Source organism: Pseudomonas bharatica, from assembly GCF_048586865.1.
GTDB lineage: Bacteria > Pseudomonadota > Gammaproteobacteria > Pseudomonadales > Pseudomonadaceae > Aquipseudomonas > Aquipseudomonas bharatica.
In genome coordinates, this window is the sequence record NZ_JBMAWR010000006.1 from 172796 (window position 1) to 193375 (window position 20580).

The window sequence follows — 20580 nt, forward strand, 5'->3', positions numbered from 1 at the left end:
CTCCGGTAGCCGGAAAAAGAAAACCCGACTCGCAAGGTCGGGTTTTTTGTTGCCAGCGACGAGGCCGGAGCAGACGCTATCACCGTGACTGCAACTGCTGCAGATAACCATCCCCACCCAACTGGCTCATCTGCTGCCGAATCCACCCGGCTCGCCGCGCCACGTAGGTGCTCGGGTGGCTGGCACTCCAGTTGCGCGGATTGGGCAGCACCGCTGCCAGCAAGCTGGCCTGCTGCCGGCTCAACCGGCTCGCATCCACGCCAAAGTGATGTCGCGCTGCGGCCTGGGCTCCGAACACGCCTTCATCCCACTCGGCGCTGTTCAGGTAGACCTCGAGAATCCGCTCCTTCGACCAGAACAGCTCGATCAGCGCGGTGAACCATACTTCCAGCCCCTTGCGCAGCCAGCTGCGGCCGGACCAGAGGAATTGGTTCTTCGCCACCTGCTGGCTCAAGGTGCTGGCGCCGCGGATGGTTCCGCCCCGTTCGTTATGCGCCAGAGCCGCCTGGATGGCGGTGAAGTCGAAGCCATGGTGGCTGGCGAACTTCTGGTCCTCGCCAGCGATCACCGCAACCTTCAGATCGTCGGAGATCCTGTCCCAGGGCTCCCAGTCCCGTTGCAGGTCGATGGGCTCGCCGTCGATCCACGACTCGATCTTGCGCTCGACCATCAACGCCGTCCCCGGCGGCGGAACGACGCGGAAAACCAGCACCAGCACGACGCTGCCAGCGGCGAACCAGAGCGCGGCACGGAAAAGGCGGCGGAGAACGGATGACAGCATGATGATGGCTTGGCCGCGGCGGATGAGCGGGCCATTATACAGGCCCGTGTCTCCTTGGAGTTCTTCGCATGCTTCGCAGCTTCCTCTTGCTGGCGGCCTTTTTCGGCTTCACCGGCGTAGCCCTGGGCGCCTTTGCTGCCCATGGCCTGAAGGCCCGCCTCAGTGCCGAGTACCTGGCGATCTTCCAGACCGGCGTGACCTACCAATTGATCCACGCCCTGGCCCTGTTCGGCGTGGCCATCCTCAGCGTGCACTTGCCGGGTCGCTTGACCACCTGGGCGGGCAGCCTGTTCATCCTGGGCATCCTGCTGTTTTCCGGCAGCCTGTATCTGCTTACCCTGAGCGGCGTCGGCAAGCTCGGCATCATCACCCCGCTGGGCGGCGTGGCATTCCTTGCCGGCTGGCTGTGCCTGGGCCTGACGGCCTGGCGCCTGAGCTGACTCACGGGTCGAAAATCGTGACGAATGGTGCCGGCCACCCTTGGGTTCGGGCGTTGATCGGCGCTAGAATGCGGGCCCCTGAAAACAATGGCGGCCGTGCGCATGCGCATCCAACTGAACGGTGAACCTTACGAATTGCCCGACGGCGAGAGCGTCGCGGCCCTGTTGGGCCGGCTCGACCTGGCCGGGCGCCGGGTGGCGGTCGAACTGAACCTGGACATCGTGCCGCGCAGCCAGCACGAGAGCACCGCCCTCAGCGAGGGCGACCAGGTCGAGGTGGTCCACGCCATCGGCGGCGGCTAGGAACCAGCCGCGACCACCCGCAAGTCCCTCCCCCCACAAGAGGATCAACGATGAGCAACGTTCGTAGCGACAAGCCCTTCACCCTGGCCGGTCGTACCTTCCAGTCGCGCCTGCTGGTCGGCACCGGCAAGTACCGCGACCTGGAAGAAACCCGCCTGGCCATCGAGGCCTCGGGCGCCGAGATCGTCACCGTCGCCGTGCGCCGGACCAACATCGGCCAGAACCCGGGCGAGCCGAACTTGCTCGACGTACTGCCGCCAGACCGCTACACCATCCTGCCCAACACCGCCGGCTGCTACGACGCGGTCGAAGCCGTGCGCACCTGCCGCCTGGCCCGCGAGCTGCTGGATGGCCACAACCTGGTCAAGCTGGAAGTGCTGGCCGACCAGAAAACCCTGTTCCCCAACGTGATCGAAACCCTCAAGGCCGCCGAAGTGCTGGTCAAGGACGGTTTCGACGTGATGGTCTACACCAGCGATGACCCGATCATCGCCCGCCAGCTGGCCGAAGCCGGCTGCATCGCGGTCATGCCGCTGGCTGGCCTGATCGGCACCGGCCTGGGGATCTGCAACCCTTACAACCTGCAGATCATCCTCGAAGAAGCCAAGGTCCCGGTGCTGGTGGATGCCGGTGTCGGCACCGCTTCCGACGCCACCATCGCCATGGAGCTGGGTTGCGAGGCGGTGCTGATGAACTCTGCCATCGCTCATGCGCAGCAGCCGGTGATGATGGCCGAGGCCATGAAGCACGCGATTATCGCCGGTCGCATGGCTTACCTCGCCGGCCGCATGCCGAAAAAACTCTATGCCAGCGCCTCGTCGCCGCTGGATGGCCTGATCAAGTAAGAGTCCCAGATGACCGAATCGCAAGAAACGCCTGTCACCGAAGAAGGCGAAGAGCGCCAGCACCGCCGCATCAAGAGTTTCGTGATGCGCGCCGGGCGCATGACCGAAGGCCAGCAACGTGGCCTGGAGCAGGGCGGCCCGCTGTATATCCTCAAATTGGCCGACAGCCCGGTGGACTACGACCAGGTATTCGGTCGCTCGGCGCCGCGTACCCTGGAAATCGGCTTCGGCATGGGCCACTCCCTGCTGGAGATGGCGGCTGCCGCGCCGGAGCAGGACTTCATCGGGGTCGAGGTGCATCGTCCGGGTGTCGGCGCGCTGCTCAACGGCGTGCTGACCCAGGGCCTGAAGAACCTGCGGGTGTATGACTGCGATGCCATCGAAGTGCTGAACCGCTGCGTCGCCGACAACAGCCTCGATCGCCTGATGCTGTTCTTCCCGGATCCATGGCACAAGAGCCGGCATCACAAGCGCCGTATCGTCCAGCCGGAATTCGCCGAGCTGGTACGGCGCAAGCTGAAGGTCGGCGGTGTATTCCACATGGCTACCGACTGGGAGCCCTATGCCGAGTACATGCTGGAAGTGATGAGTGCAGCGCCGGGTTACCGCAACCAGGCGGCGGACGGGGCCTATGTGCCGCGGCCGGAAGAGCGTCCGATCACCAAGTTCGAGCGCCGTGGTGAGCGCCTGGGGCATGGGGTGTGGGATTTGAAGTTCGAGAAGCTGGCTGATTGATGTAGCGCTCTTTAGGGCCTCATCGCGGGTGAACCCGCTCCCACAGAGATTGCATAACCTGTGGGAGCGGGTTCACCCGCGATGAGGCCCTAGAGATTTAGCCCCGCCGATCGGCCACCACCCCGATCAACACCAGCACCACCAGCAACACCGGAGCCAGCGCATAGTTGTTGAACTGGCTCAGTCCCCGCACCACCCACGGAGTGGCGTAGATCAAGGCAGCGCCGCTGCCGATCAGCACCAGCAGCGCCATGAACGGCACGCGCAGGGCGCCGGCCAGGTTGCCCAGGCGGCCTTCGACCCAGCTTTTGATATCGGTGCCGAATAGCACCAGCAGACAGCCCACCAAAGCCAGGGAGATCTCCGACAGATTGCTGCGGCTCCAGCGGGAGATGGTCGAGAGCAGGTCGAGTACCAGGTCCATGCGCTTTCCTTAGGTCAAGAAGTACTGCAACAGGTCATTGAGGAACAACTGGCCGCGTGGCGTGGCGACCAGCCGCGTCGGTTCGACTTGCAAAAGGCCCTTTTGTTCGGCCTCGCGGCGAGCCTCCTTCAGTTGGTCCATCGGCAGCCCTGTGCGTTGGCTGAAGAGTGCCGTCTCCACGCCGTCGGTCAGGCGCAGGGCATTCATCAGGAATTCGAACGGCAGTTCATCCAATGGCAACAGCTTCTCCCCGGCCTTGAAGGCCTTGGCCGGGTTCAGGTAGTCCTTGGGCAGACGGGTTTTCCAGGTGCGCAGGATGCGCCCGTCCGGGTGGCTGAGCTTGCCGTGGGCGCCGGCGCCGATACCGATGAAGTCGCCGAAGCTCCAGTAATTCAGGTTGTGGCGTGCTGCCTTGCCCGGCTGGGCGTAGGCGGAGATTTCGTACTGGCGATAACCGTGACGGGCCATCAGGGCCTGGCCGGCTTCCTGGATATCCCAGAGGATGTCGTCCTCCGGCAGCTCCGGCGGCTGGTTCCAGAACACCGTGTTCGGCTCCAGGGTCAGCTGGTACCACGACAGGTGCGTCGGACCCAGGTCGATGGCCTGCTGCAGATCGGCCAGGGCTTCATCGAGGGTCTGGTCCGGCAGGCCGTGCATCAGGTCGAGGTTGAAGTTGTCGAAGCCGGCATTGCGCGCCATATCCGCCGCGCGAATCGCTTCGTCACCATTGTGGATGCGCCCGAGGGCTTCAAGCTTGCTCTGCTGGAAGCTCTGGATGCCGATGGACAGGCGATTGATGCCCAGCTGGCGGTAGGCCTTGAACTTCTCCTGCTCGAAGGTCCCGGGGTTGGCTTCCAGGGTGATCTCGATATCGCTGGCGAACGGAATGCGTTGCTCGACCCCGGCCAGCAGCCGGCCCAGGGCCTTGGCGCTGAACAGGCTCGGCGTACCGCCGCCGAAGAAGATGCTGCTGATCGGCCGGCCATGGACCGCCGGTAGCTCCTGCTCCAGGTCGGCCAGCAGCGCGTCGACGTATTCCTCTTCAGGCAGGTCGGCGCTGGCGGTGTGCGAGTTGAAGTCGCAGTACGGGCATTTGCGCACGCACCACGGGATATGGATGTACAGCGCCAGGGGCGGAAGCTGCGGCAGCGCCGCCCGTGGTGCCTGAGTGGTGAAACCTGCCTCGTCCGCGTGCAGTGGCTGGGCTGGCGATTTTTCGGTCATGCCAGGCCCAGACGTTGACGCAGCAGGCTCATTGCACGGGCGCGGTGACTCAATCGGTTCTTGTCGGCCGGGGCCAGGTCGGCGCTGGAGCAGTTGGTTTCCGGCACCCAGAACAACGGGTCGTAGCCAAAGCCGTACTCGCCGCTGGCAGCAGTGAGAATGCGCCCGTGCCACAGGCCTTCGCAGAGGATCGGCAGCGGGTCATCGGCATGCCGCACCAGGGCCAGGACGCAGACGAACTGCGCGCCGCGCTCGGCTTCCGGTACATCCTTCAATGCATCGAGCAGCTTGGCATTGTTCGCCGCGTCGCCCTTGCCGTCGGCATAGCGCGCGGAGTAGATGCCCGGTGCACCGCCGAGGAAGTCCACGGCCAGGCCCGAGTCGTCGGCCAGTGCCGGCAGACCGGAAATACGCGCGGCATTGCGCGCCTTGAGGATGGCGTTCTCGACGAACGACAGGCCGGTTTCTTCCGGCTCGACGCTACTGAATTCACCAATGGAGCGCAGTTGCACGGTGTCACCGAGCATGGCCTGCAGTTCCTTGAGTTTGCCGGCGTTGTGGCTGGCCAATACGAGTTGCTGGATATTCATCATTCGCCCGGGAATACGGTTTGAGTGAAGCTGAAGTCGTTGCTGGTGTCACCGGAGCCGACCTTGATCGCGAAGGTGCGGCTTTCTTCCTGTTCGATCGGGAACTGCGCCAGGTAGTAGATGGAGCCCTGGTCGGTGACCTGCTTGAAGGTCAGGGCGCTCTGGCGGCTGGTCAGGTCGCTGACGGTACCGCTGACATTGGCCACTGCGGGCTTGCCGCCCTTGAGCACGGTAATGTTGATCACACCCTGGTTCTTGCTGCGGACCAGCCCGGCGGCCTGGGCCGTGGCGGGCTGCACGAAGGTCGAGTTGAACACGCTGTAATGCACGGTGACGTCGCCGAACACTTCCTTGCGTTCCGGCTTCGCGGCATCGGCGGCCAGTGCCGGCATGGCCAGGCACAGGCTGATCAACAACAGGGCTAGACGACGCATGATCCTATCCTCCGATTTCGATGACGGTTATACCGCGACCTTGTGCTCCTGCAGGCCGGGGCTGCTGACACGATAGATACCGATCTCACCTAGAAGATTAGGCCACAGGCGGCCGCCCCAACCGTTGCGGTGACGATTGTCCACCGCCAGGCGGTTCAGTACCTGGGCGCGGCGCTCGCTGCACAGGGCCTCGAAGTCCTCGAAGGTGCAGAAGTGGATGTTCGGCGTGTTGTACCAGGTATACGGCATGAAGTCCGAAACCGGCATGCGACCCTTGGTCGCCAGGTACCAGCGGCAGCGCCAGTGGCCGAAGTTGGGGAAGGTGATGATGCACTGGCGGCCGACCCGCAGCATTTCGTCGAGGATCCGGTCCGGGTATTCCACGGCTTGCAGGGCCTGGGTCATGACCACCACGTCGAAGCTGTTGCTGGCGAAGTTGCCTAGGCCCTTGTCGAGATCCTGCTCGATGACGTTGACGCCCTTGGCCACGCATTCGGCGATGTTGTCGGCGTCGATTTCCAGGCCATAGCCGGTGACCTGCTTGTTGTCGCGCAGCGATGCGAGCAGCTCGCCGTTACCGCAACCCAGGTCGAGGACGCGGCTGCCGGCGGGGATCCAGTCCTGGATGATTTCCAAATCGGCTCTCATGGGGTCCTCAGCAGACGATGCGTTTCATGTAGTTGGTGAAGCCCTGGATGTAGCGCGGCGTCGGGATCAGGAAGGCGTCGTGGCCGTAGGGCGAGTCGATGTCCAGGTAGCAAACGTTCTTGCGCGCGGCGATCAGCGCATCGACGATCTCCCGCGAGCGCGCCGGGGAGAAGCGCCAGTCGGTGGTGAAGGACATCACGCAATAGTCCGCGGTCACGTGCGCCAGGCTCGCCGCCAGGTCGCCGCCGTGACGGGCGGCGGGGTCGAAGTAGTCCAGCGCCTTGGTCATCAGCAGGTAGGTGTTGGCGTCGAAGCGCCCGGAGAACTCCTCGCCCTGGTAGCGCAGGTAGCTTTCCACCTGGAACTCGACGCTGTGGAAGTCGTAGTTGAGCTTGTCGCTCTTGAGCTCGCGGCCGAATTTCTCGCCCATGGAGTCGTCGGACAGGTAGGTGATATGCCCCACCATGCGCGCCAGCATCAGGCCGCGCTTGGGAATCACGCCCTGGTCCTGGAACGAGCCGCCGTGGAACTCCGGGTCGGTCAGGATGGCCTGGCGGGCCACTTCGTTGAAGGCGATGTTCTGCGCCGACAGCTTGGGTGCCGAGGCGATGTCCACGCAATGCCGTACACGATCCGGATAGGTGATGGTCCATTGCAGGGCCTGCATGCCGCCGAGGCTGCCGCCGACGACCGCCGCCCACTGCTGGATGCCCAGGCGATCGGCCAGGCGCGCCTGGCTGTGTACCCAGTCTTCCACGGTCAGGACGGGGAAATCCGCGCCGTAGGGCTTGCCGGTAGCCGGATTGACGCTGCTCGGGCCGGTGCTGCCGTTGCAGCCACCGAGGTTGTTCAGGCTGACCACGAAGAAGCGGTTGGTATCGATCGGCTTGCCTGGGCCGATGCAGCTGTCCCACCAGCCCGGCTTGCGGTCGTCGGGCTTGTGGTAGCCGGCGGCATGGTGATGGCCGGACAGCGCATGGCAGATCAGCACGGCATTGCTGGCAGTGCTGTTGAGCGTGCCGTAGGTTTCGTAGATCAGCTCGTAGGCGGCCAGCGAGCGGCCACAGGCGAGGGCCAGCGGTTCATCGAACCGGGCGATTTGCGGTGTAACCAGACCGACGGAATCTTCGGGAAGGACAGTGGACATCGACCCTGCTCACGCGTGAATGACGCGTCAGTCTAAAGACCACCGGGGGGAGCGGCAAGCAATGTGCTGCAGAGACGCGGATCAATGTGGGAGCGGGTTCACCCGCGATTGCGGTGGTGGATTCACCAACGTCATCGCGGGTGAACCCGCTCCCACAGGTCCGTGCTAAATCAGATCAGGCGACGCAGCACTTCCGGCATCCCGGTCATCAGCGCCAGGTTGTTGATCACCAGCATGTCGATCAGCTTCAGCACCATGAACGCGAGGATCGGCGAGATGTCCAGGCCGCCGAGGTTCGGCAGGATGCGACGGAACGGCGCCAGGAACGGATCGCAGATCTGGTTGATCAGCTCCGCGCCCGGATTATGGCTGCCCGGGGCGACCCAGGAGAGGATCACGCTGATGATCAGTGCGTAGAAGAAGATGTTGAGGAACAGCGCGGTGACCCCGATCAGCGCCCAGATCAGCAGGCTCAGCGGATTGCCGGCAGTGCCGTAGAGCAGCACCAGGATCACGCCCATCAGCAGCATCTGCACGATGATCGCCAGCACCAGCGAGGACATGTCCAGGCCGAACACGCTGGGGATGATCCGGCGCATCGGCTTGAGCAGCGGCTGGGTCGCGCGCACGGCGAACTGGCTCAGCGGGTTGTAGAAGTCGGCGCGGACCAGTTGCAGGATGAAGCGCAGCATGATCACCAGCAGGTACAGGCTGCCCAGGGTCTGCAGGATGAAGACGGCGGCGGAACTCAATCCGATCATGTAAGGCTCCTTAGTTGCCCAGTTGTTCGGCCATTTCGGCCGAGCGGTGCGCGGCGGCGCCCAGTGCTTGTTCTACCAGGGCCTCGAAACCGTTGGCCTGGAAGGATTTGATCGCCGCTTCGGTGGTGCCGTTTGGCGAGGTTACCCGGCGGCGCAGTTCGGCAGCGTCGACATCGCTGGACACGGCCATGTGGGCGGCGCCAAGGGCGGTTTGCAGGGTCAGTTTCGAGGCGGTCTCGCGGGACAGGCCAAGCTTCTCGCCGGCGGCGGTCATTGCCTCGATCAGCAGGAAGAAGTAGGCCGGGCCGCTGCCGGAGACGGCGGTGACCGCATCCAGTTGGGCCTCGCTGTCCAGCCACAGGGCGATGCCTACGGCCGACAGCAGTTGCTCGGCCTGCTGGCGCTGCTCGGCGCTGACTTCGTCGGTGGCGTACAGGCCGCTGACGCCTTGGCGCAGCAGGGCCGGCGTATTGGGCATGCAGCGCACGATGGGCTGGGCGCCGAGCCATTTTTTCATGCTGGCGCAGGTGATGCCGGCGGCGATCGAGACCACCAGCTGTCCGGGCTTCAGGCTCGGTTTGAGTGCTTCGCAGACGGCTTTCATCGCCTGTGGCTTGACCGACAGCACCACCACGTCGGCACCCTCGATGGCGTCGGCGTTGCTTTCGAACAGGTCGATGCCGTGCTCGGCGTGGATCTTCGCCCGCTGTTCGGCGCCCGGGTCGCTGGCGCGGATCTGCGCCGCTTCCAGGCCCTGGGCGCGCAGGCCGCCGATCAGGCTGGCGGCCATGTTGCCGGCGCCGATAAAGGCAATACGAGTCTTGCTCATGTCAGGTCCTTGCGAGAAGAAAAGGAAAAAAGCATGGATCAGGCCTGGCCGTAGTCGCGGGCACCGAACAGCGCGGTGCCGATGCGGACCCAGGTCGCGCCCTGGGCGATGGCGCTCTCCAGGTCATGGCTCATGCCCATGGACAGGGTGTCGAGGCCCAGGCCCAGGCTGTCCTGCAATTCGCGCACGCGGGCGAAGGCGGCATCCTGGGCGGCGCGGTCGTCGGTGGGTTCGGGAATTGCCATCAGGCCGCGCAGGCGCAGCCTGGGGAGCGCAGCAACAGCCTGGGCCAGGGCCAGCAGTTCCTGTGGCGTGCAGCCGGATTTGCTGGCCTCGCCACTGACGTTGACCTGCAGGCACAGGTTCAGCGGCGCCAGGTGGTCGGGGCGCTGTTCGGAAAGGCGTTGTGCGATTTTCAGTCGGTCCACCGAATGTACCCAATCGAAATGCTCGGCGATGGCGCGAGTCTTGTTCGACTGAATGGGGCCGATGAAGTGCCAGGTCAAGGGCAGGTCGGCCAATTCCGCCTGTTTGCCCAGTGCTTCCTGGAGATAGTTCTCGCCGATGTCGCGTACCCCGGCGGCGAAGGCTTCGCGCACGGCGCTGGCGGGCTTGGTCTTGCTCACGGCCAGCAACTGGATGTCCGCCGGATCGCGACCGGCTGCCGTGGCGGCGGCCTGGATGCGGGCGGCGAGGGTGGAAAGGTTGTCTGCTAGGGTGGACATGGGATCGATGCCGGCAGCTTTGGGTCCGGGGCATTCTACCCGCTTGTCGGGCTTTGGGGAGCGCTTGGAGAGAGCGACTCGGACCCTGTGGGAGCGGGTTTACCCGCGATGGCGTCGGTGAACTCACTACCGCAATCGCGGGTGAACCCGCTCCCACAGGGTTCGGTGCAGGTCCGAAGGATCAGCGCTTGGCCAGGCGAAGCTCTTGTTGCTGTTGCGGCAACACGCGCTTGGCGACCACGTAGTGCTTTTGCCAGTACGGCTTGTTCAGCGTATCGATGGTCACGTTCTTGCCGGTACGAGGGGCATGGATGAAGCGGTCGTTGCCCAGGTAGATGGCCACGTGATTGACGCGGCGGCTGCGAATGTTGAAGAACAGCAGGTCCCCCGGCTTGAGGTCCTTGCGCTCGACCTTCACGCCATGATCGCCGTTGGCCATGGCATTGGAGGTGCGCGGCAGGTCTACTTCGTCGATGTCGTTGAAGGCGTACTTGACCAGCCCGCTGCAATCGAAGCCCTTGCCCGGGGTGCTGCCGCCCCAGCGATAGGGCGTGCCCAGCTGGTTGACGGCGCGGCTGAGCACGTCGCTGCTCTGGCTGGCGGGCATCTGCGCGACGACCTGCCTGGCAGCGGCGTGGGTCGCCCGGCGAGAAAGATGGGATTTGCCGGAGCTACTCTTGTTCGAGCGAACCGCGGTGGCGTTGGCGGTATAGCCGACATATCCGTTGGGAAGACGTTGCTCACGGTTGGTGGCGTGGGCGGCCAGTGGCATCAATAGGCAAATGGTCAGCCATGTCTTGAAAAAAGAACGCATTAGGCAAGGCTCTTGTAGGTGTTGGCGCGCAACTTTATAACAGCTTTTTTGTCAGTTTCTGGTCCGCTGGTCGTCTCGGAACTGTCATACGTCGGTAAGTTCCAAAAAAGTCACATCATTTTTAGATATTTTTTTCCTAACCCCTCGAGGCTATGAATGAACGGTTATCAAAACGCAGGACGCCCGGATACGCACAGCAAGGTCATCGGCTACCTGCTATGGATCTTCGGTTTTCTCGGGGCGCATCGCTTCTACTACGGCAAGCCGGTGACGGGCACCATCTGGTTCTTCACCCTGGGGTTGCTGGGCATCGGCTGGATCATCGACCTGTTCCTGATCCCGGCCATGGACCGCGAAGCCGACCTGCGCTTCCATGCCGGGCCGGTCAACTACAGCATCACCTGGCTGCTGCTGACCTTCCTCGGGGTCTTCGGTGTGCACCGCATGTTCATGGGCAAGTGGATCACCGGGCTGATCTACCTGTTCACCGGCGGCCTGTTCCTGATCGGCGTGCTTTACGATTTCTGGACGCTGAATACCCAGATTTCGATGAAGAACGCGCAAGAGCGCTACTAAGCAAAAAGGCCCTGATTCGCATCAGGGCCTTTTTGTGTGCGGCGGGGATTACTGACGGGTCTGGCGCTGCTGCAACAGCAGGTTGTTGAAGCCGCTGCCGGCCAGTTGCTTCTGCGCTACGGTCAGCTGTTCGCGGTTGCTGAACGGGCCGACCAGCACGCGGTACCAGGTCTCTTCCTTCACCGTGCCGGACTCTACCTGCACCGATTGCCCGAGCAGGATGATCTGTGCCCGAACCTTGTCCGCGTCCGCCTGTTTGCGGAACGAGCCAGCCTGCAGATAGAACTGCGTGGTGGCTGCGGGCTTGATCACCGGTGGCGCTGGCGGCGGCGTTTCGCCATTGAGCGCGGCCTGCGCCCGTGCCGTGTCGATCTTCGCGGCTTCGGCCGGGGTTACCGGTGGTTGCGCAGGGACCGGCGGGGTTTTCTCCGGCACCGCTTCCGGCGGCACTATGACTTCCGACTCCGGCAGCAAGGTGTAGAAGTCGTACTTCGGCTTGACCGGCGCCTGCGGGCTTGGCGGGGTCTTGTTGGCCTCGGCGATCTTCTCGGCTTTCTGCTGCTCGGGCTTCTCCCGCTTCACCTCATCGCGGCCCGGCTCCAGCTTCATCAGGAAGACGATGAACGCGCCGATGGTCAGGCCGGCCGCCAGCCACATCCAGCCCGGAATCGGCTTCTTCGCCGCCGGCTGGTTGCGGCTGGCGCCGCGCTTGGGAGCAGGTTTTTTCTTGGCAGCCAACTTACATGCGCTCCAGGGTTTCCAGGCCCAGCAGCTCCAGGCCCTGTTTCAGGGTGCGGCCGGTCAGGGCGGCCAGGCGCAGGCGGCTTTGCTGCTGTTGCGGAGTTTCCGCTGCGAGGATCGGGCAGTTCTCGTAGAAGCTGGAGAACAGGCCGGCGACATCGTACAGGTAGCTGCACAGGACGTGCGGGGTGCCTTTCTCTGCGACGTTGTTGAGGATCTCGGCGAATTGCGCCAGGCGCGCGGCGAGGTCCTGTTCCTGCTGGGCCTGCAGCACGATCTGGCCATCGACTTCGCTGAAGTCCTTGCCCAGCTTGCGGAACACGCCGGCGACGCGGGTATAGGCGTACAGCAGGTAGGGCGCGGTGTTGCCTTCGAAGTTCAGCATCAGGTCGAAGTTGAAGCTGTAGTCGCTGGTGCGGTGCTTGGACAGGTCGGCGTATTTCACCGCGTCGATACCGACCACCTTGGCGATGGCGCGCAGCTCGTCTTCCGGCAGCTCCGGGTTCTTTTCCTTGACCAGGGTGTAGGCGCGCTCCTTGGCCTCGGTCAGCAGGTCGATCAGCTTCACGGTGCCGCCGTCACGGGTCTTGAACGGGCGGCCGTCGGCGCCGTTCATGGTGCCGAAACCCATGTGCTCGGTCTGCATCGGGTGAGTGATGAAGCCGGCGCGGCGTGCGACCTCGAACACCTGCTGGAAGTGCAGGGCCTGGCGCTGGTCGACGAAGTACAGGGCGCGGTCGGCATGCAGCACGTTGCTGCGGTAGCGCAGGGCGGCCAGGTCGGTGGTGGCGTAGAGATAGCCGCCGTCGGCCTTCTGCACGATCACCGGCAGCGGCTCGCCGTCGGCGGTCTTGAATTCTTCGAGGAACACGCACTGGGCGCCGTTGCTCTCGACCAGCAGGCCCTTGGCCTTGAGGTCGTTGACCACGTTGGGCAGGTCGTCGTTGTAGGCACTCTCGCCCATGACGTCGGCCATGGTCAGCTTGACGTTGAGCAACTCGTAGGTTTTCTGGCAGTGGGACAGGGAAATGTCCTTGAAGCGGGTCCACAGCTTCAGGCACTCGGCGTCGCCGGCCTGCAGCTTGACCACCAGGGCGCGGGCACGGTCGGCGAACTCGGGGGATTCGTCGAAACGCTTCTTCGCCGCGCGATAGAAGTTCTCGAGGTCCGACAGCTCGTCGCTGGTGATCGGGTTTTCTTCCAGGTAGGCCATCAGCATGCCGAACTGGGTGCCCCAGTCGCCGACGTGGTTCTGCCGGATCACCTCGTCGCCGAGAAACTCAAGGACCCGGGCCACGGCGTCGCCGATGATGGTGGAACGCAGGTGGCCAACGTGCATTTCCTTGGCCAGGTTCGGCGCGGACAGATCGACGACCACCTTCTGCCTGGCGCCGGCCTTGTGCACGCCGAGCTTGGCGTCGGCCAGGGCGGCATCCAGGCGCGAAGCCAGGGCCTGGGTGTTCTGGAAGAAGTTGAGGAAGCCGGGGCCGGCGATCTCGACCTTGCTCACCTGCGCATCGGCCGGCAGCGCGGCGATGATCTTCTCGGCCAGGTCGCGCGGTTTCAGGCCGGCCGGCTTGGCCAGCATCATGGCGATGTTGCTGGCGAAATCACCGTGGGTCTTGTCCCGGGCGTTTTCCACCTGGATCGCCGGCGACAGCCCTTCAGGCAGCACACCGTCGGCGGTGAGTCGGGTCAGGGCTTGCTGGATGAGCTGGCGAATGGTGTCTTTCATGGGATTCTCTTTCGACCGCAAGCGCGGTGGCGCTTCGGGGCGCAGGTGGAAAAACTGGGCATTATCCGTTGCCCGGCGCGGGTTGCCAACCTTTTGGGGCCGGGCTCAGTACAGGTCCACGGGGTCCACGTCGATGGACCAGCGCACCTGGCGACCGCTCGGCAGCCCCTCCAACACTAGCAGCCACGCAGCGATCAGCCGGTGCAGCGGCGCTCGTGCATTGGCCTGCAAGAGCAGTTGGGCACGGTAGCGGCCCGCACGGCGCTCCATCGGTGCAGGCACCGGACCAAGCAATTCGATGCCATGCAGACCCTGTTCGGCGAGCAAACGTTCGGCGGCGGAGCAGGCTTCGTCGAGAAAACCTTCCGCCTGGCCTGGCTTGTGTGCTTCGGCACGCAGCAGGGCCAGGTGGGCGAACGGCGGCAGGCCTGCGGCGCGGCGCTCGCTCAGGGCCTGTTCGGCGAAGGCGAAATAACCCTGCTCGGTGAGTTGCACCAATAAAGGATGGTCGGCCAGGTGGGTCTGGATGATCACCTTGCCCGGTTCCTCGGCGCGTCCGGCGCGCCCGGCGACCTGGACGATCAGTTGCGCCATGCGCTCGCTGGCGCGGAAGTCGCCGGAAAACAGGCCGCCATCGGCATCGAGGATGGCCACCAGGGTCACCCGCGGGAAGTGATGGCCCTTGGCGAGCATCTGCGTGCCGACCAGGATGCACGGCTGGCCGCGCTGGATGGTGGCGAACAGCTGGTTCATCGCGTCCTTGCGCGCGGTGCTGTCGCGGTCCACCCGCAACACCGGGTAATCCGGGAACAGGATGCCCAGGCGTTCCTCGGCCCGTTCGGTACCGGCACCCACCGGACGCAGGTCGACGTGGCTGCATTGCGGGCACTGGCGCGGTACGCGCTCGTCATAGCCGCAGTGATGACAGCGCAATTCGCCGGAGCGCTGGTGCACGGTCATGCGTGCGTCGCAGCGGGGGCACTCGGATAGCCAGCCGCAATCGTGGCACAGCAGGGTCGGGGCGAAACCGCGGCGGTTGAGGAACACCAGCACCTGCTGGCCGGCCGCGAGCGTCTGGCCGATGGCCTGTTGCATCGGGCCGCTGATGCCGCTGTCCAGTGGCCGGCTTTTTACATCCAGGCGCAGGAATCGCGGTGCCTGGGCGCCACCGGCACGATGGTTCAGGCGCAGCAGGCCGTAACGGCCGGAATGAGCGTTGTGCAGGCTTTCCAGAGACGGCGTCGCCGAGCCCAGCAGGATCGGGATGTTCTCCTGCCGCGCACGCACCAGGGCCAGGTCGCGGGCGTGGTAGCGCAGGCCTTCCTGCTGTTTATAGGAGCCGTCGTGCTCCTCGTCGATGATGATCAGGCCCGGGTTCTTCATCGGCGTGAACAGCGCCGAGCGGGTACCGATGATGATATCGGCCTCGCCGTCGCGTGCAGCGAGCCAGGCATCCAGGCGTTCGCGGTCGTTGACCGCCGAATGCAGCAGGGCGATGCGGGCGTTGAAGCGCTGCTCGAAGCGCGCCAGGGTCTGCGGGCCGAGGTTGATCTCCGGGATCAGCACCAGCGCCTGCTTGCCGGCTTCGAGGGTTTCGCGGATCAGCTGCAGGTAGACCTCGGTCTTGCCGCTGCCGGTCACGCCGGCCAGGAGAAAGGCGTGGAAGGCGCCGAACCCGGCGCGCACGGCATGGAAGGCGGCGCGCTGCTCATCGTTCAGGGGCAGTTCCGGCTGGGCCAGCCAGTGTTCATGGCGTGCCTGCGGGGCGTGGCGGCGCACTTCCACCTGGACCAGTTCCTTGGCCAGCAGCAGGTCGAGGCTGTCCTTGCTCAGCCCCAGTTTGCCGAGCAGGCCATGGGCAACGCCGTGGGGATGTTGCGCCAGGGTATTCAGGGCTTCGCGCTGGCGTGGCGCGCGGGCGATGCGCGGATCGTCCAGGCGCGCATTCGACGCGACCTGCCAGAAGCGCTCCTGTCGCGCCTCGGCGGGTTCGCCCTGGCGCAGCAGCACCGGCAGCGCCCAGCTCAGGGTGTCGCCGAGGCTGTGCTGGTAATACTGGGCGGTCCACAGGCACAGCTTGAACAGCGCCGGTGGCAGGGGCGAGACCGGGTCGAGCAGGGCAATCGCCGGTTTCAGCTTGTCGGCAGGGACTTCGCTGTGTTCGGCCACCTCCACGAGGATGCCGATCATCTCTCGGCGCCCGAAGGGCACGCGCACGCGCATGCCGGGCGTCAGCGCCTGGCGGGCCATGTTTGCCGTGGCCCTGTAGTCGAACAGCCTGCGCAAAGGCGAAGGCAGGGCAAGGCGAAGGATGACGTCGGACACGCGCGTTGTTCTCTGTAGGGCTGGTACCAGGTGCCGGCGAGCCTAGCAGACGACGGTCGGTGCGAGCGACATCTTGCGTTGAGGACAGCCTCTGGTATTATTCGCCGCCTAATTACGTGCGGTATTCAACAATGGTGTTGGGTGGCGGCACGCAGTCGAGGAGTTTCACCATGAAACCAGAAGTTCACCCGAATTACGAAGTCGTCGCTGTGACCTGCTCCTGCGGCAACAAGTTCGAAACCCGTTCGACCCTGGCCAAGCCAATGGCGATCGACGTTTGCTCCGAGTGCCACCCGTTCTACACCGGTAAGCAGAAAGTCCTGGACACCGGCGGCCGCGTACAGAAGTTCGCCGACCGTTTCGGCATGTTCGGCACCAAGAAGTAAGTTTGCGCGTGGGGTTACCCGCGTTGCTGAAGAAAGCGCCCCTTGTGGGCGCTTTTTTTATGGCCGTGATCTGGCAGATACCAGCCCTGGCGCTCTGTCCGATGCCGGACAGGCTGGCCATGGTCGGTGTGCGCAATGTGGTGGACGGCGACACGCTGCGCTTGGTCGATGGGCGCAGCGTGCGCCTGATCGGCATCAACGCTCCAGAGCTCGCGCGGCGGGGCAGGCCCGGCGAACCCCTGGCCGAAGCCGCCCGTCGGCGTCTGGCGGCGCTGGTCCGGGAAAGTGGCGGGGGCGTCGGGCTGCGTCCGGGCCGGGAGCCTCGCGACAAATACGGGCGCACTCTGGCCCAGGTGTACGGTCGCTCTGGTGACAATCTCGCGGCCAGCCTGTTGAGCGAGGGGCTCGGATTTCGCGTGGCCGTGGCGCCCAACGTCAGCCTGGTGGCGTGCCAGCGTCAGGCTGAGAAGGCGGCGCGCAAGGCCGGGCGGGGTATCTGGCGGGATGCTCCGGTGCAGAAGGCGAGCGCCCTGAGCCGTTCGGGTTTTGCCCTGGTTGGCGGGAAAGTCAGCGATGTTCGGCGCAATCGCCAGGGTGTGCGCATCGAAATGGACGATTCGCTGGTAGTGCAGGTGCCTGCACGCTTGTTGCACAGCTTCCCCTCTTCCTTTACCTCCGGTCTGAAAGGCCGCCATCTGGAGGTGCGCGGCTGGGTGCTGGATCGTTCCCGCAGCGCTCGACTGAAGCGTGGCGAAAAACGCTGGTTGCTGCCGCTCACTGACGCGAGCATGCTGGAATGGACCGAGAGCTAAAAATTGTGAACATTTTTTGCCTTCGATTGTACACAGCGAAAGCCTTGAATTACGCGGGTCTTGGCTGAAAGTCGTAGGTTAAAGGCCTTGACACAAGTGACCGGGCAGTCTTGTCGGCCCATTGCTCTTTGCGTATCCTCGGCGGTCCGTCAGAACAGTAAACAAGCGGAATGCCCACCATGTCAGACCTGAAAACTGCCGCTCTCGAATATCATGCTCAGCCTCGTCCGGGGAAACTGAGCGTCGAGCTCACCAAACCGACCGCAACCGCACGCGACCTGGCGCTGGCCTACAGCCCGGGCGTCGCCGAGCCGGTGCGTGAAATCGGTCGCGATCCTGAGCTGGCATACCAATACACCGGCAAGGGCAACCTGGTCGCGGTGATCTCCGACGGTACCGCCATTCTCGGCCTGGGTAACCTCGGCCCGCTGGCGTCCAAGCCGGTCATGGAAGGCAAGGGTGTTCTGTTCAAGCGTTTCGCCGGTATCGACGTATTCGACATCGAAGTCGACTCCGAAAGCCCGCAAGCTTTCATCGACACCGTCAAGCGCATCTCCATCACCTTCGGTGGCATCAACCTGGAAGACATCAAGGCACCCGAGTGCTTCGAGATCGAGCGCGCCCTGATCGAACAGTGCGACATCCCGGTCTTCCACGATGACCAGCACGGCACTGCGATCGTTACCGCTGCCGGCATGATCAACGCCCTGGAAATCGCCGGCAAGACCCTTGGCGAAGCCAAGATCGTCTGCCTGGGTGCCGGTGCTGCCGCCATCTCCTGCATGAAGCTGCTGGTCAGCATGGGTGCCAAGGTCGAGAACATCTTCATGATCGACCGTTCCGGCGTGATCCACGCTGGCCGTGACGACCTGAACCAGTACAAGGCGGTGTTCGCCCACGCTACCGACAAGCGCACCCTGGCCGATGCCCTGGATGGCGCAGACGTGTTCGTCGGCCTGTCCGGTCCTAACCTGCTGAGCGCGGAAGGCCTGAAGTCGATGGCGGCCAACCCGATCGTCTTCGCCTGCTCCAACCCGGATCCGGAAATCTCCCCGGAACTGGCCCACGCTACCCGTAGCGACGTGATCATGGCCACCGGTCGTTCCGACTACCCGAACCAGGTCAACAACGTACTGGGCTTCCCGTTCATCTTCCGCGGTGCCCTGGACGTTCGCGCCAAGCGCATCAACGAAGAAATGAAGATCGCCGCCGCCAACGCCCTGAAAGACCTGGCCAAGCTGCCGGTGCCGAAGGAAGTCTGCGACGCCTACAACGTCCAGGCACTGGAATTCGGTCGTGGCTACATCATTCCGAAGCCACTGGACCCACGCCTGCTCAACGTCGTTTCCGATGCCGTGGCCAAGGCTGCCATCGAATCCGGCGTAGCGACCCTGCCGTATCCGAAGCACTACCCGCTGAACAGCGTGGATGAAGTGTTCAACGGTTGATCCGCTGAAGTAACAAGAAAAAGCCCCGGCTCGCGAGAGCCGGGGCTTTTTTATGGCTGCTGTCCCGATCTGCCGGAAACAAGTGGCTGCAGCCTCATGCCGCCCGGCGTACCTCCAGATACTGGCTCGGCGTTTCCCCGAGTACGCGACGAAACGCGGATGAGAATGCGCTGGGACTTGCGTAGCCCAGATCCAATGCGACGCGGGTCACAGGTTGCCCTCCACTCAAGCGCTCGATGGCTGCGAGCAGGCAGACCTGCTGGCGCCACTCTGCAAAGCTTACGCCGGTCTGTGCACGGAACAGTCGGGTAAAGGTTCGCCTGCTCATTCCGACTTCGTCGGCCATCATGTCGAGCCCGACTGTAATCGACGGCGCATCGAACAGGCGCCGGCATGCGCGGGCGAGACGAGTGTCCCTCGGCAGCGGCGCATGAAGTGAGAGACGCGGCATTGAGGCTATCTCCGCGACGAGCAGATTCATTAGCTTGCCGGCGCGTCCATCAACGTCGTACATCGCCGGCAAATCGATGGCCTCCTCGAGCAATTGCCTGAGAAGTCCCGAAACACCATAGACGCAGCAATGGTCAGGCAGTTGCTCGGCCTTGGCTTCTTCCAGTGACACGAAAGCGTTGAGCATGGTGACTGGCCCGCTCATCGTCATTTCGTGGGACATACCGGCCGGTACCCAGCAAGCCCGCTGAGGCGGAACGAGCCATCGGCCTTCTGGAGTAGCCACGCTGATCGTACCGCGAGAGGCGAACGCGAACTGACCGCGTCGATGCGCGTGGACTGGAAATGATGAACCGTCGGCGTAATCGTTCGCCGTCACGACCACACTACGCGGGATGTCTTCGAAGGGGTCGAGCAAGGTATTTCGCATGGCCCGAATTCTATAGTGAATGGCCCGTTGCCGAAGGCGGGCCTGTGGCGGTCAGCTTACGATCTACCGTATCTGTCGCGTCGGCGCAACAACACCTACCGAACGTGCGCGTCGGGGCGGATGAAGACCACATCCCCTTCGCACCGGAGTCAGTGTGCCTAATACATTTCATCGCGTGGGGAACGGCCCCCACCCAGTCCTCGTTCTTCACGGCTGGTTCGGCGACGCGCACTCGTTCGAGCCGATCGAGCCGTGGCTGAATAGCCACGCGTTCAGTTACGTTTTCATGGATTATCGCGGCTACGGAAGCAGGCAGGAGGCGAGCGGCGCGTACACGATCGACGAGATCGCGTCCGATGCGTTGACGCTTGCTGATGCGCTTGGATTCCACGCGTTCAGCCTGATCGGTCATTCGATGGGGGGCATGGCGATCGAGCGGATTGCAACGCTCGCACCCGATCGAGTACGGGCACTCGTTGCCGTTGCGCCGGTTCCTTGCGGCGGCATTGCCTACGATGCCGCGACGCGTCGCCTGCTCGAAGATGCTGCCGAGCGCGTGGACAATCGAAGAGCCATCATCAACTACAGCACCGGCGGACGGTTACCCTGGTCCTGGGTCGAATGGAAAGCGGCGTATTCGGCGACGCACTCCTCTCAGGAAGCGTTCGCTGCGTACTTCCGTGCATGGGCCGATACCGATTTCAGCGACGAGATTGTCGGGCGGCATCCGCTAAAGGTGCTCGTGGGGAAACACGATCCAACATTCAATGCCGGGTTGATGGCCAAAACCTACCTTCGACGCTATTTCCATGCCACTGTCGAGATACTGGAGAACGCCGGCCACTATCCGATGAACGAGACGCCGCTCGCACTTGCCAGGGCCATCGAATCCTTCCTTGTCGAAACAGCCACGGACAATGATGGTGTCTGGTCGGGCCAATCGCTGGCAGGCCAGCTCTCATAGAACAAAACATAAC

The 20580-nt window shown here is 63.8% G+C and carries 23 protein-coding genes and 2 pseudogenes; 9 read left to right on the top strand and 16 right to left on the bottom strand.

Features of this window, described 5'->3' with window-relative positions:
- Positions 1–79: 79 nt before the first annotated feature.
- Positions 80–781: a monofunctional biosynthetic peptidoglycan transglycosylase gene (gene mtgA / locus ACKLLE_RS10095; protein WP_064301167.1), complete on the bottom strand. Its 702-nt coding sequence runs from the start codon at positions 779–781 to the stop codon at positions 80–82.
- A 68-nt stretch (positions 782–849) separates the two neighbouring features.
- Between mtgA and ACKLLE_RS10100 the strand changes: the two genes are divergently transcribed.
- The 4 genes from ACKLLE_RS10100 (at position 850) to trmB (ending at position 3104) form a co-directional block, all read left to right on the top strand.
- Positions 850–1221: a DUF423 domain-containing protein gene (locus ACKLLE_RS10100; protein WP_064301168.1), complete on the top strand. Its 372-nt coding sequence runs from the start codon at positions 850–852 to the stop codon at positions 1219–1221.
- A 102-nt stretch (positions 1222–1323) separates the two neighbouring features.
- Positions 1324–1524, top strand: coding sequence for a sulfur carrier protein ThiS (gene thiS / locus ACKLLE_RS10105; RefSeq protein ID WP_009396789.1), 201 nt, complete (start codon positions 1324–1326; stop codon positions 1522–1524).
- Between the two features lie 50 nt (positions 1525–1574).
- Positions 1575–2369, top strand: a complete 795-nt coding sequence (locus tag ACKLLE_RS10110; RefSeq protein ID WP_009396791.1) for a thiazole synthase — start codon at positions 1575–1577, stop codon at positions 2367–2369.
- A 9-nt stretch (positions 2370–2378) separates the two neighbouring features.
- A complete protein-coding gene (gene trmB / locus ACKLLE_RS10115; protein WP_009396793.1) occupies positions 2379–3104 on the top strand; it encodes a tRNA (guanosine(46)-N7)-methyltransferase TrmB in 726 nt (241 codons plus the stop codon).
- 97 nt (positions 3105–3201) lie between these two features.
- Here the strand turns inward: trmB and ACKLLE_RS10120 are convergent, their stop codons facing one another.
- The 11 genes and pseudogenes from ACKLLE_RS10120 to ACKLLE_RS10170 all read right to left on the bottom strand — a co-directional run.
- Positions 3202–3528: a DUF3392 family protein gene (locus tag ACKLLE_RS10120; protein WP_009396795.1), complete on the bottom strand. Its 327-nt coding sequence runs from the start codon at positions 3526–3528 to the stop codon at positions 3202–3204.
- A gap of 9 nt (positions 3529–3537) precedes the next feature.
- Positions 3538–4752, bottom strand: coding sequence for a radical SAM family heme chaperone HemW (gene hemW, locus ACKLLE_RS10125; RefSeq protein ID WP_420057825.1), 1215 nt, complete (start codon positions 4750–4752; stop codon positions 3538–3540).
- Positions 4749–5345 (bottom strand): RdgB/HAM1 family non-canonical purine NTP pyrophosphatase, encoded by a 597-nt coding sequence (gene rdgB / locus ACKLLE_RS10130; protein WP_009396799.1) that lies wholly within the window; start codon positions 5343–5345, stop codon positions 4749–4751. Before rdgB ends, hemW begins: the two co-directional genes overlap by 4 nt.
- Positions 5342–5776, bottom strand: a complete 435-nt coding sequence (locus tag ACKLLE_RS10135; RefSeq protein ID WP_009396801.1) for a DUF4426 domain-containing protein — start codon at positions 5774–5776, stop codon at positions 5342–5344. The genes rdgB and ACKLLE_RS10135 overlap by 4 nt, the downstream gene beginning before the upstream one ends.
- A gap of 27 nt (positions 5777–5803) precedes the next feature.
- Positions 5804–6424 (bottom strand): methionine biosynthesis protein MetW, encoded by a 621-nt coding sequence (gene metW / locus ACKLLE_RS10140; RefSeq protein ID WP_009396803.1) that lies wholly within the window; start codon positions 6422–6424, stop codon positions 5804–5806.
- Between the two features lie 7 nt (positions 6425–6431).
- Positions 6432–7571 carry a homoserine O-succinyltransferase MetX gene (gene metX / locus ACKLLE_RS10145; RefSeq protein ID WP_420057827.1) on the bottom strand — a complete coding sequence of 380 codons (1140 nt, stop codon included), beginning with the start codon at positions 7569–7571 and terminating at the stop codon, positions 6432–6434.
- 170 nt (positions 7572–7741) lie between these two features.
- Complete coding sequence (locus tag ACKLLE_RS10150; RefSeq protein WP_009396807.1) at positions 7742–8332, bottom strand: YggT family protein; 591 nt, start codon at positions 8330–8332, stop codon at positions 7742–7744.
- A gap of 10 nt (positions 8333–8342) precedes the next feature.
- On the bottom strand, positions 8343–9161 hold the full coding sequence (proC, locus tag ACKLLE_RS10155; RefSeq protein ID WP_064301172.1) for a pyrroline-5-carboxylate reductase: 819 nt from the start codon (positions 9159–9161) through the stop codon (positions 8343–8345).
- Positions 9162–9199: 38 nt separating this feature from the next.
- Positions 9200–9886, bottom strand: coding sequence for a YggS family pyridoxal phosphate-dependent enzyme (locus tag ACKLLE_RS10160; protein WP_420057828.1), 687 nt, complete (start codon positions 9884–9886; stop codon positions 9200–9202).
- A 181-nt stretch (positions 9887–10067) separates the two neighbouring features.
- Positions 10068–10502 (bottom strand): annotated as a pseudogene (locus ACKLLE_RS10165) (C40 family peptidase); the annotation flags it as partial.
- 80 nt (positions 10503–10582) lie between these two features.
- Positions 10583–10700 (bottom strand): annotated as a pseudogene (locus ACKLLE_RS10170) (peptidase P60); the annotation flags it as partial.
- A gap of 156 nt (positions 10701–10856) precedes the next feature.
- On the opposite strand from ACKLLE_RS10170, the gene ACKLLE_RS10175 reads away from it, so the two are divergent.
- Positions 10857–11276, top strand: a complete 420-nt coding sequence (locus ACKLLE_RS10175) for an NINE protein (RefSeq protein WP_420057830.1) — start codon at positions 10857–10859, stop codon at positions 11274–11276.
- A 48-nt stretch (positions 11277–11324) separates the two neighbouring features.
- Here the strand turns inward: ACKLLE_RS10175 and ACKLLE_RS10180 are convergent, their stop codons facing one another.
- The 3 genes from ACKLLE_RS10180 to ACKLLE_RS10190 all read right to left on the bottom strand — a co-directional run bounded on the left by ACKLLE_RS10180 (position 11325) and on the right by ACKLLE_RS10190 (position 16077).
- Complete coding sequence (locus tag ACKLLE_RS10180; RefSeq protein WP_009396816.1) at positions 11325–12014, bottom strand: SPOR domain-containing protein; 690 nt, start codon at positions 12012–12014, stop codon at positions 11325–11327.
- 1 nt (position 12015) lies between these two features.
- Positions 12016–13752 (bottom strand): arginine--tRNA ligase, encoded by a 1737-nt coding sequence (gene argS, locus ACKLLE_RS10185; protein WP_064301175.1) that lies wholly within the window; start codon positions 13750–13752, stop codon positions 12016–12018.
- A gap of 105 nt (positions 13753–13857) precedes the next feature.
- Positions 13858–16077 carry a primosomal protein N' gene (locus ACKLLE_RS10190; protein ID WP_009396818.1) on the bottom strand — a complete coding sequence of 740 codons (2220 nt, stop codon included), beginning with the start codon at positions 16075–16077 and terminating at the stop codon, positions 13858–13860.
- A gap of 170 nt (positions 16078–16247) precedes the next feature.
- On the opposite strand from ACKLLE_RS10190, the gene rpmE reads away from it, so the two are divergent.
- The 3 genes from rpmE to ACKLLE_RS10205 all read left to right on the top strand — a co-directional run bounded on the left by rpmE (position 16248) and on the right by ACKLLE_RS10205 (position 18723).
- On the top strand, positions 16248–16463 hold the full coding sequence (rpmE, locus tag ACKLLE_RS10195; RefSeq protein WP_009396819.1) for a 50S ribosomal protein L31: 216 nt from the start codon (positions 16248–16250) through the stop codon (positions 16461–16463).
- 59 nt (positions 16464–16522) lie between these two features.
- Complete coding sequence (locus tag ACKLLE_RS10200; RefSeq protein ID WP_420057872.1) at positions 16523–17275, top strand: thermonuclease family protein; 753 nt, start codon at positions 16523–16525, stop codon at positions 17273–17275.
- Between the two features lie 179 nt (positions 17276–17454).
- Complete coding sequence (locus ACKLLE_RS10205; RefSeq protein WP_009396821.1) at positions 17455–18723, top strand: malic enzyme-like NAD(P)-binding protein; 1269 nt, start codon at positions 17455–17457, stop codon at positions 18721–18723.
- 94 nt (positions 18724–18817) lie between these two features.
- On the opposite strand, the gene ACKLLE_RS10210 is transcribed toward ACKLLE_RS10205, so the two are convergent.
- Entirely contained in the window at positions 18818–19603 is a 786-nt protein-coding gene (locus tag ACKLLE_RS10210) for an AraC family transcriptional regulator (protein WP_064301176.1), read from the bottom strand.
- A 154-nt stretch (positions 19604–19757) separates the two neighbouring features.
- Here ACKLLE_RS10210 and ACKLLE_RS10215 point away from each other — a divergent pair, with 154 nt between their 5' ends.
- Entirely contained in the window at positions 19758–20567 is an 810-nt protein-coding gene (locus ACKLLE_RS10215; protein ID WP_420057831.1) for an alpha/beta fold hydrolase, read from the top strand.
- Positions 20568–20580: the final 13 nt, after the last annotated feature.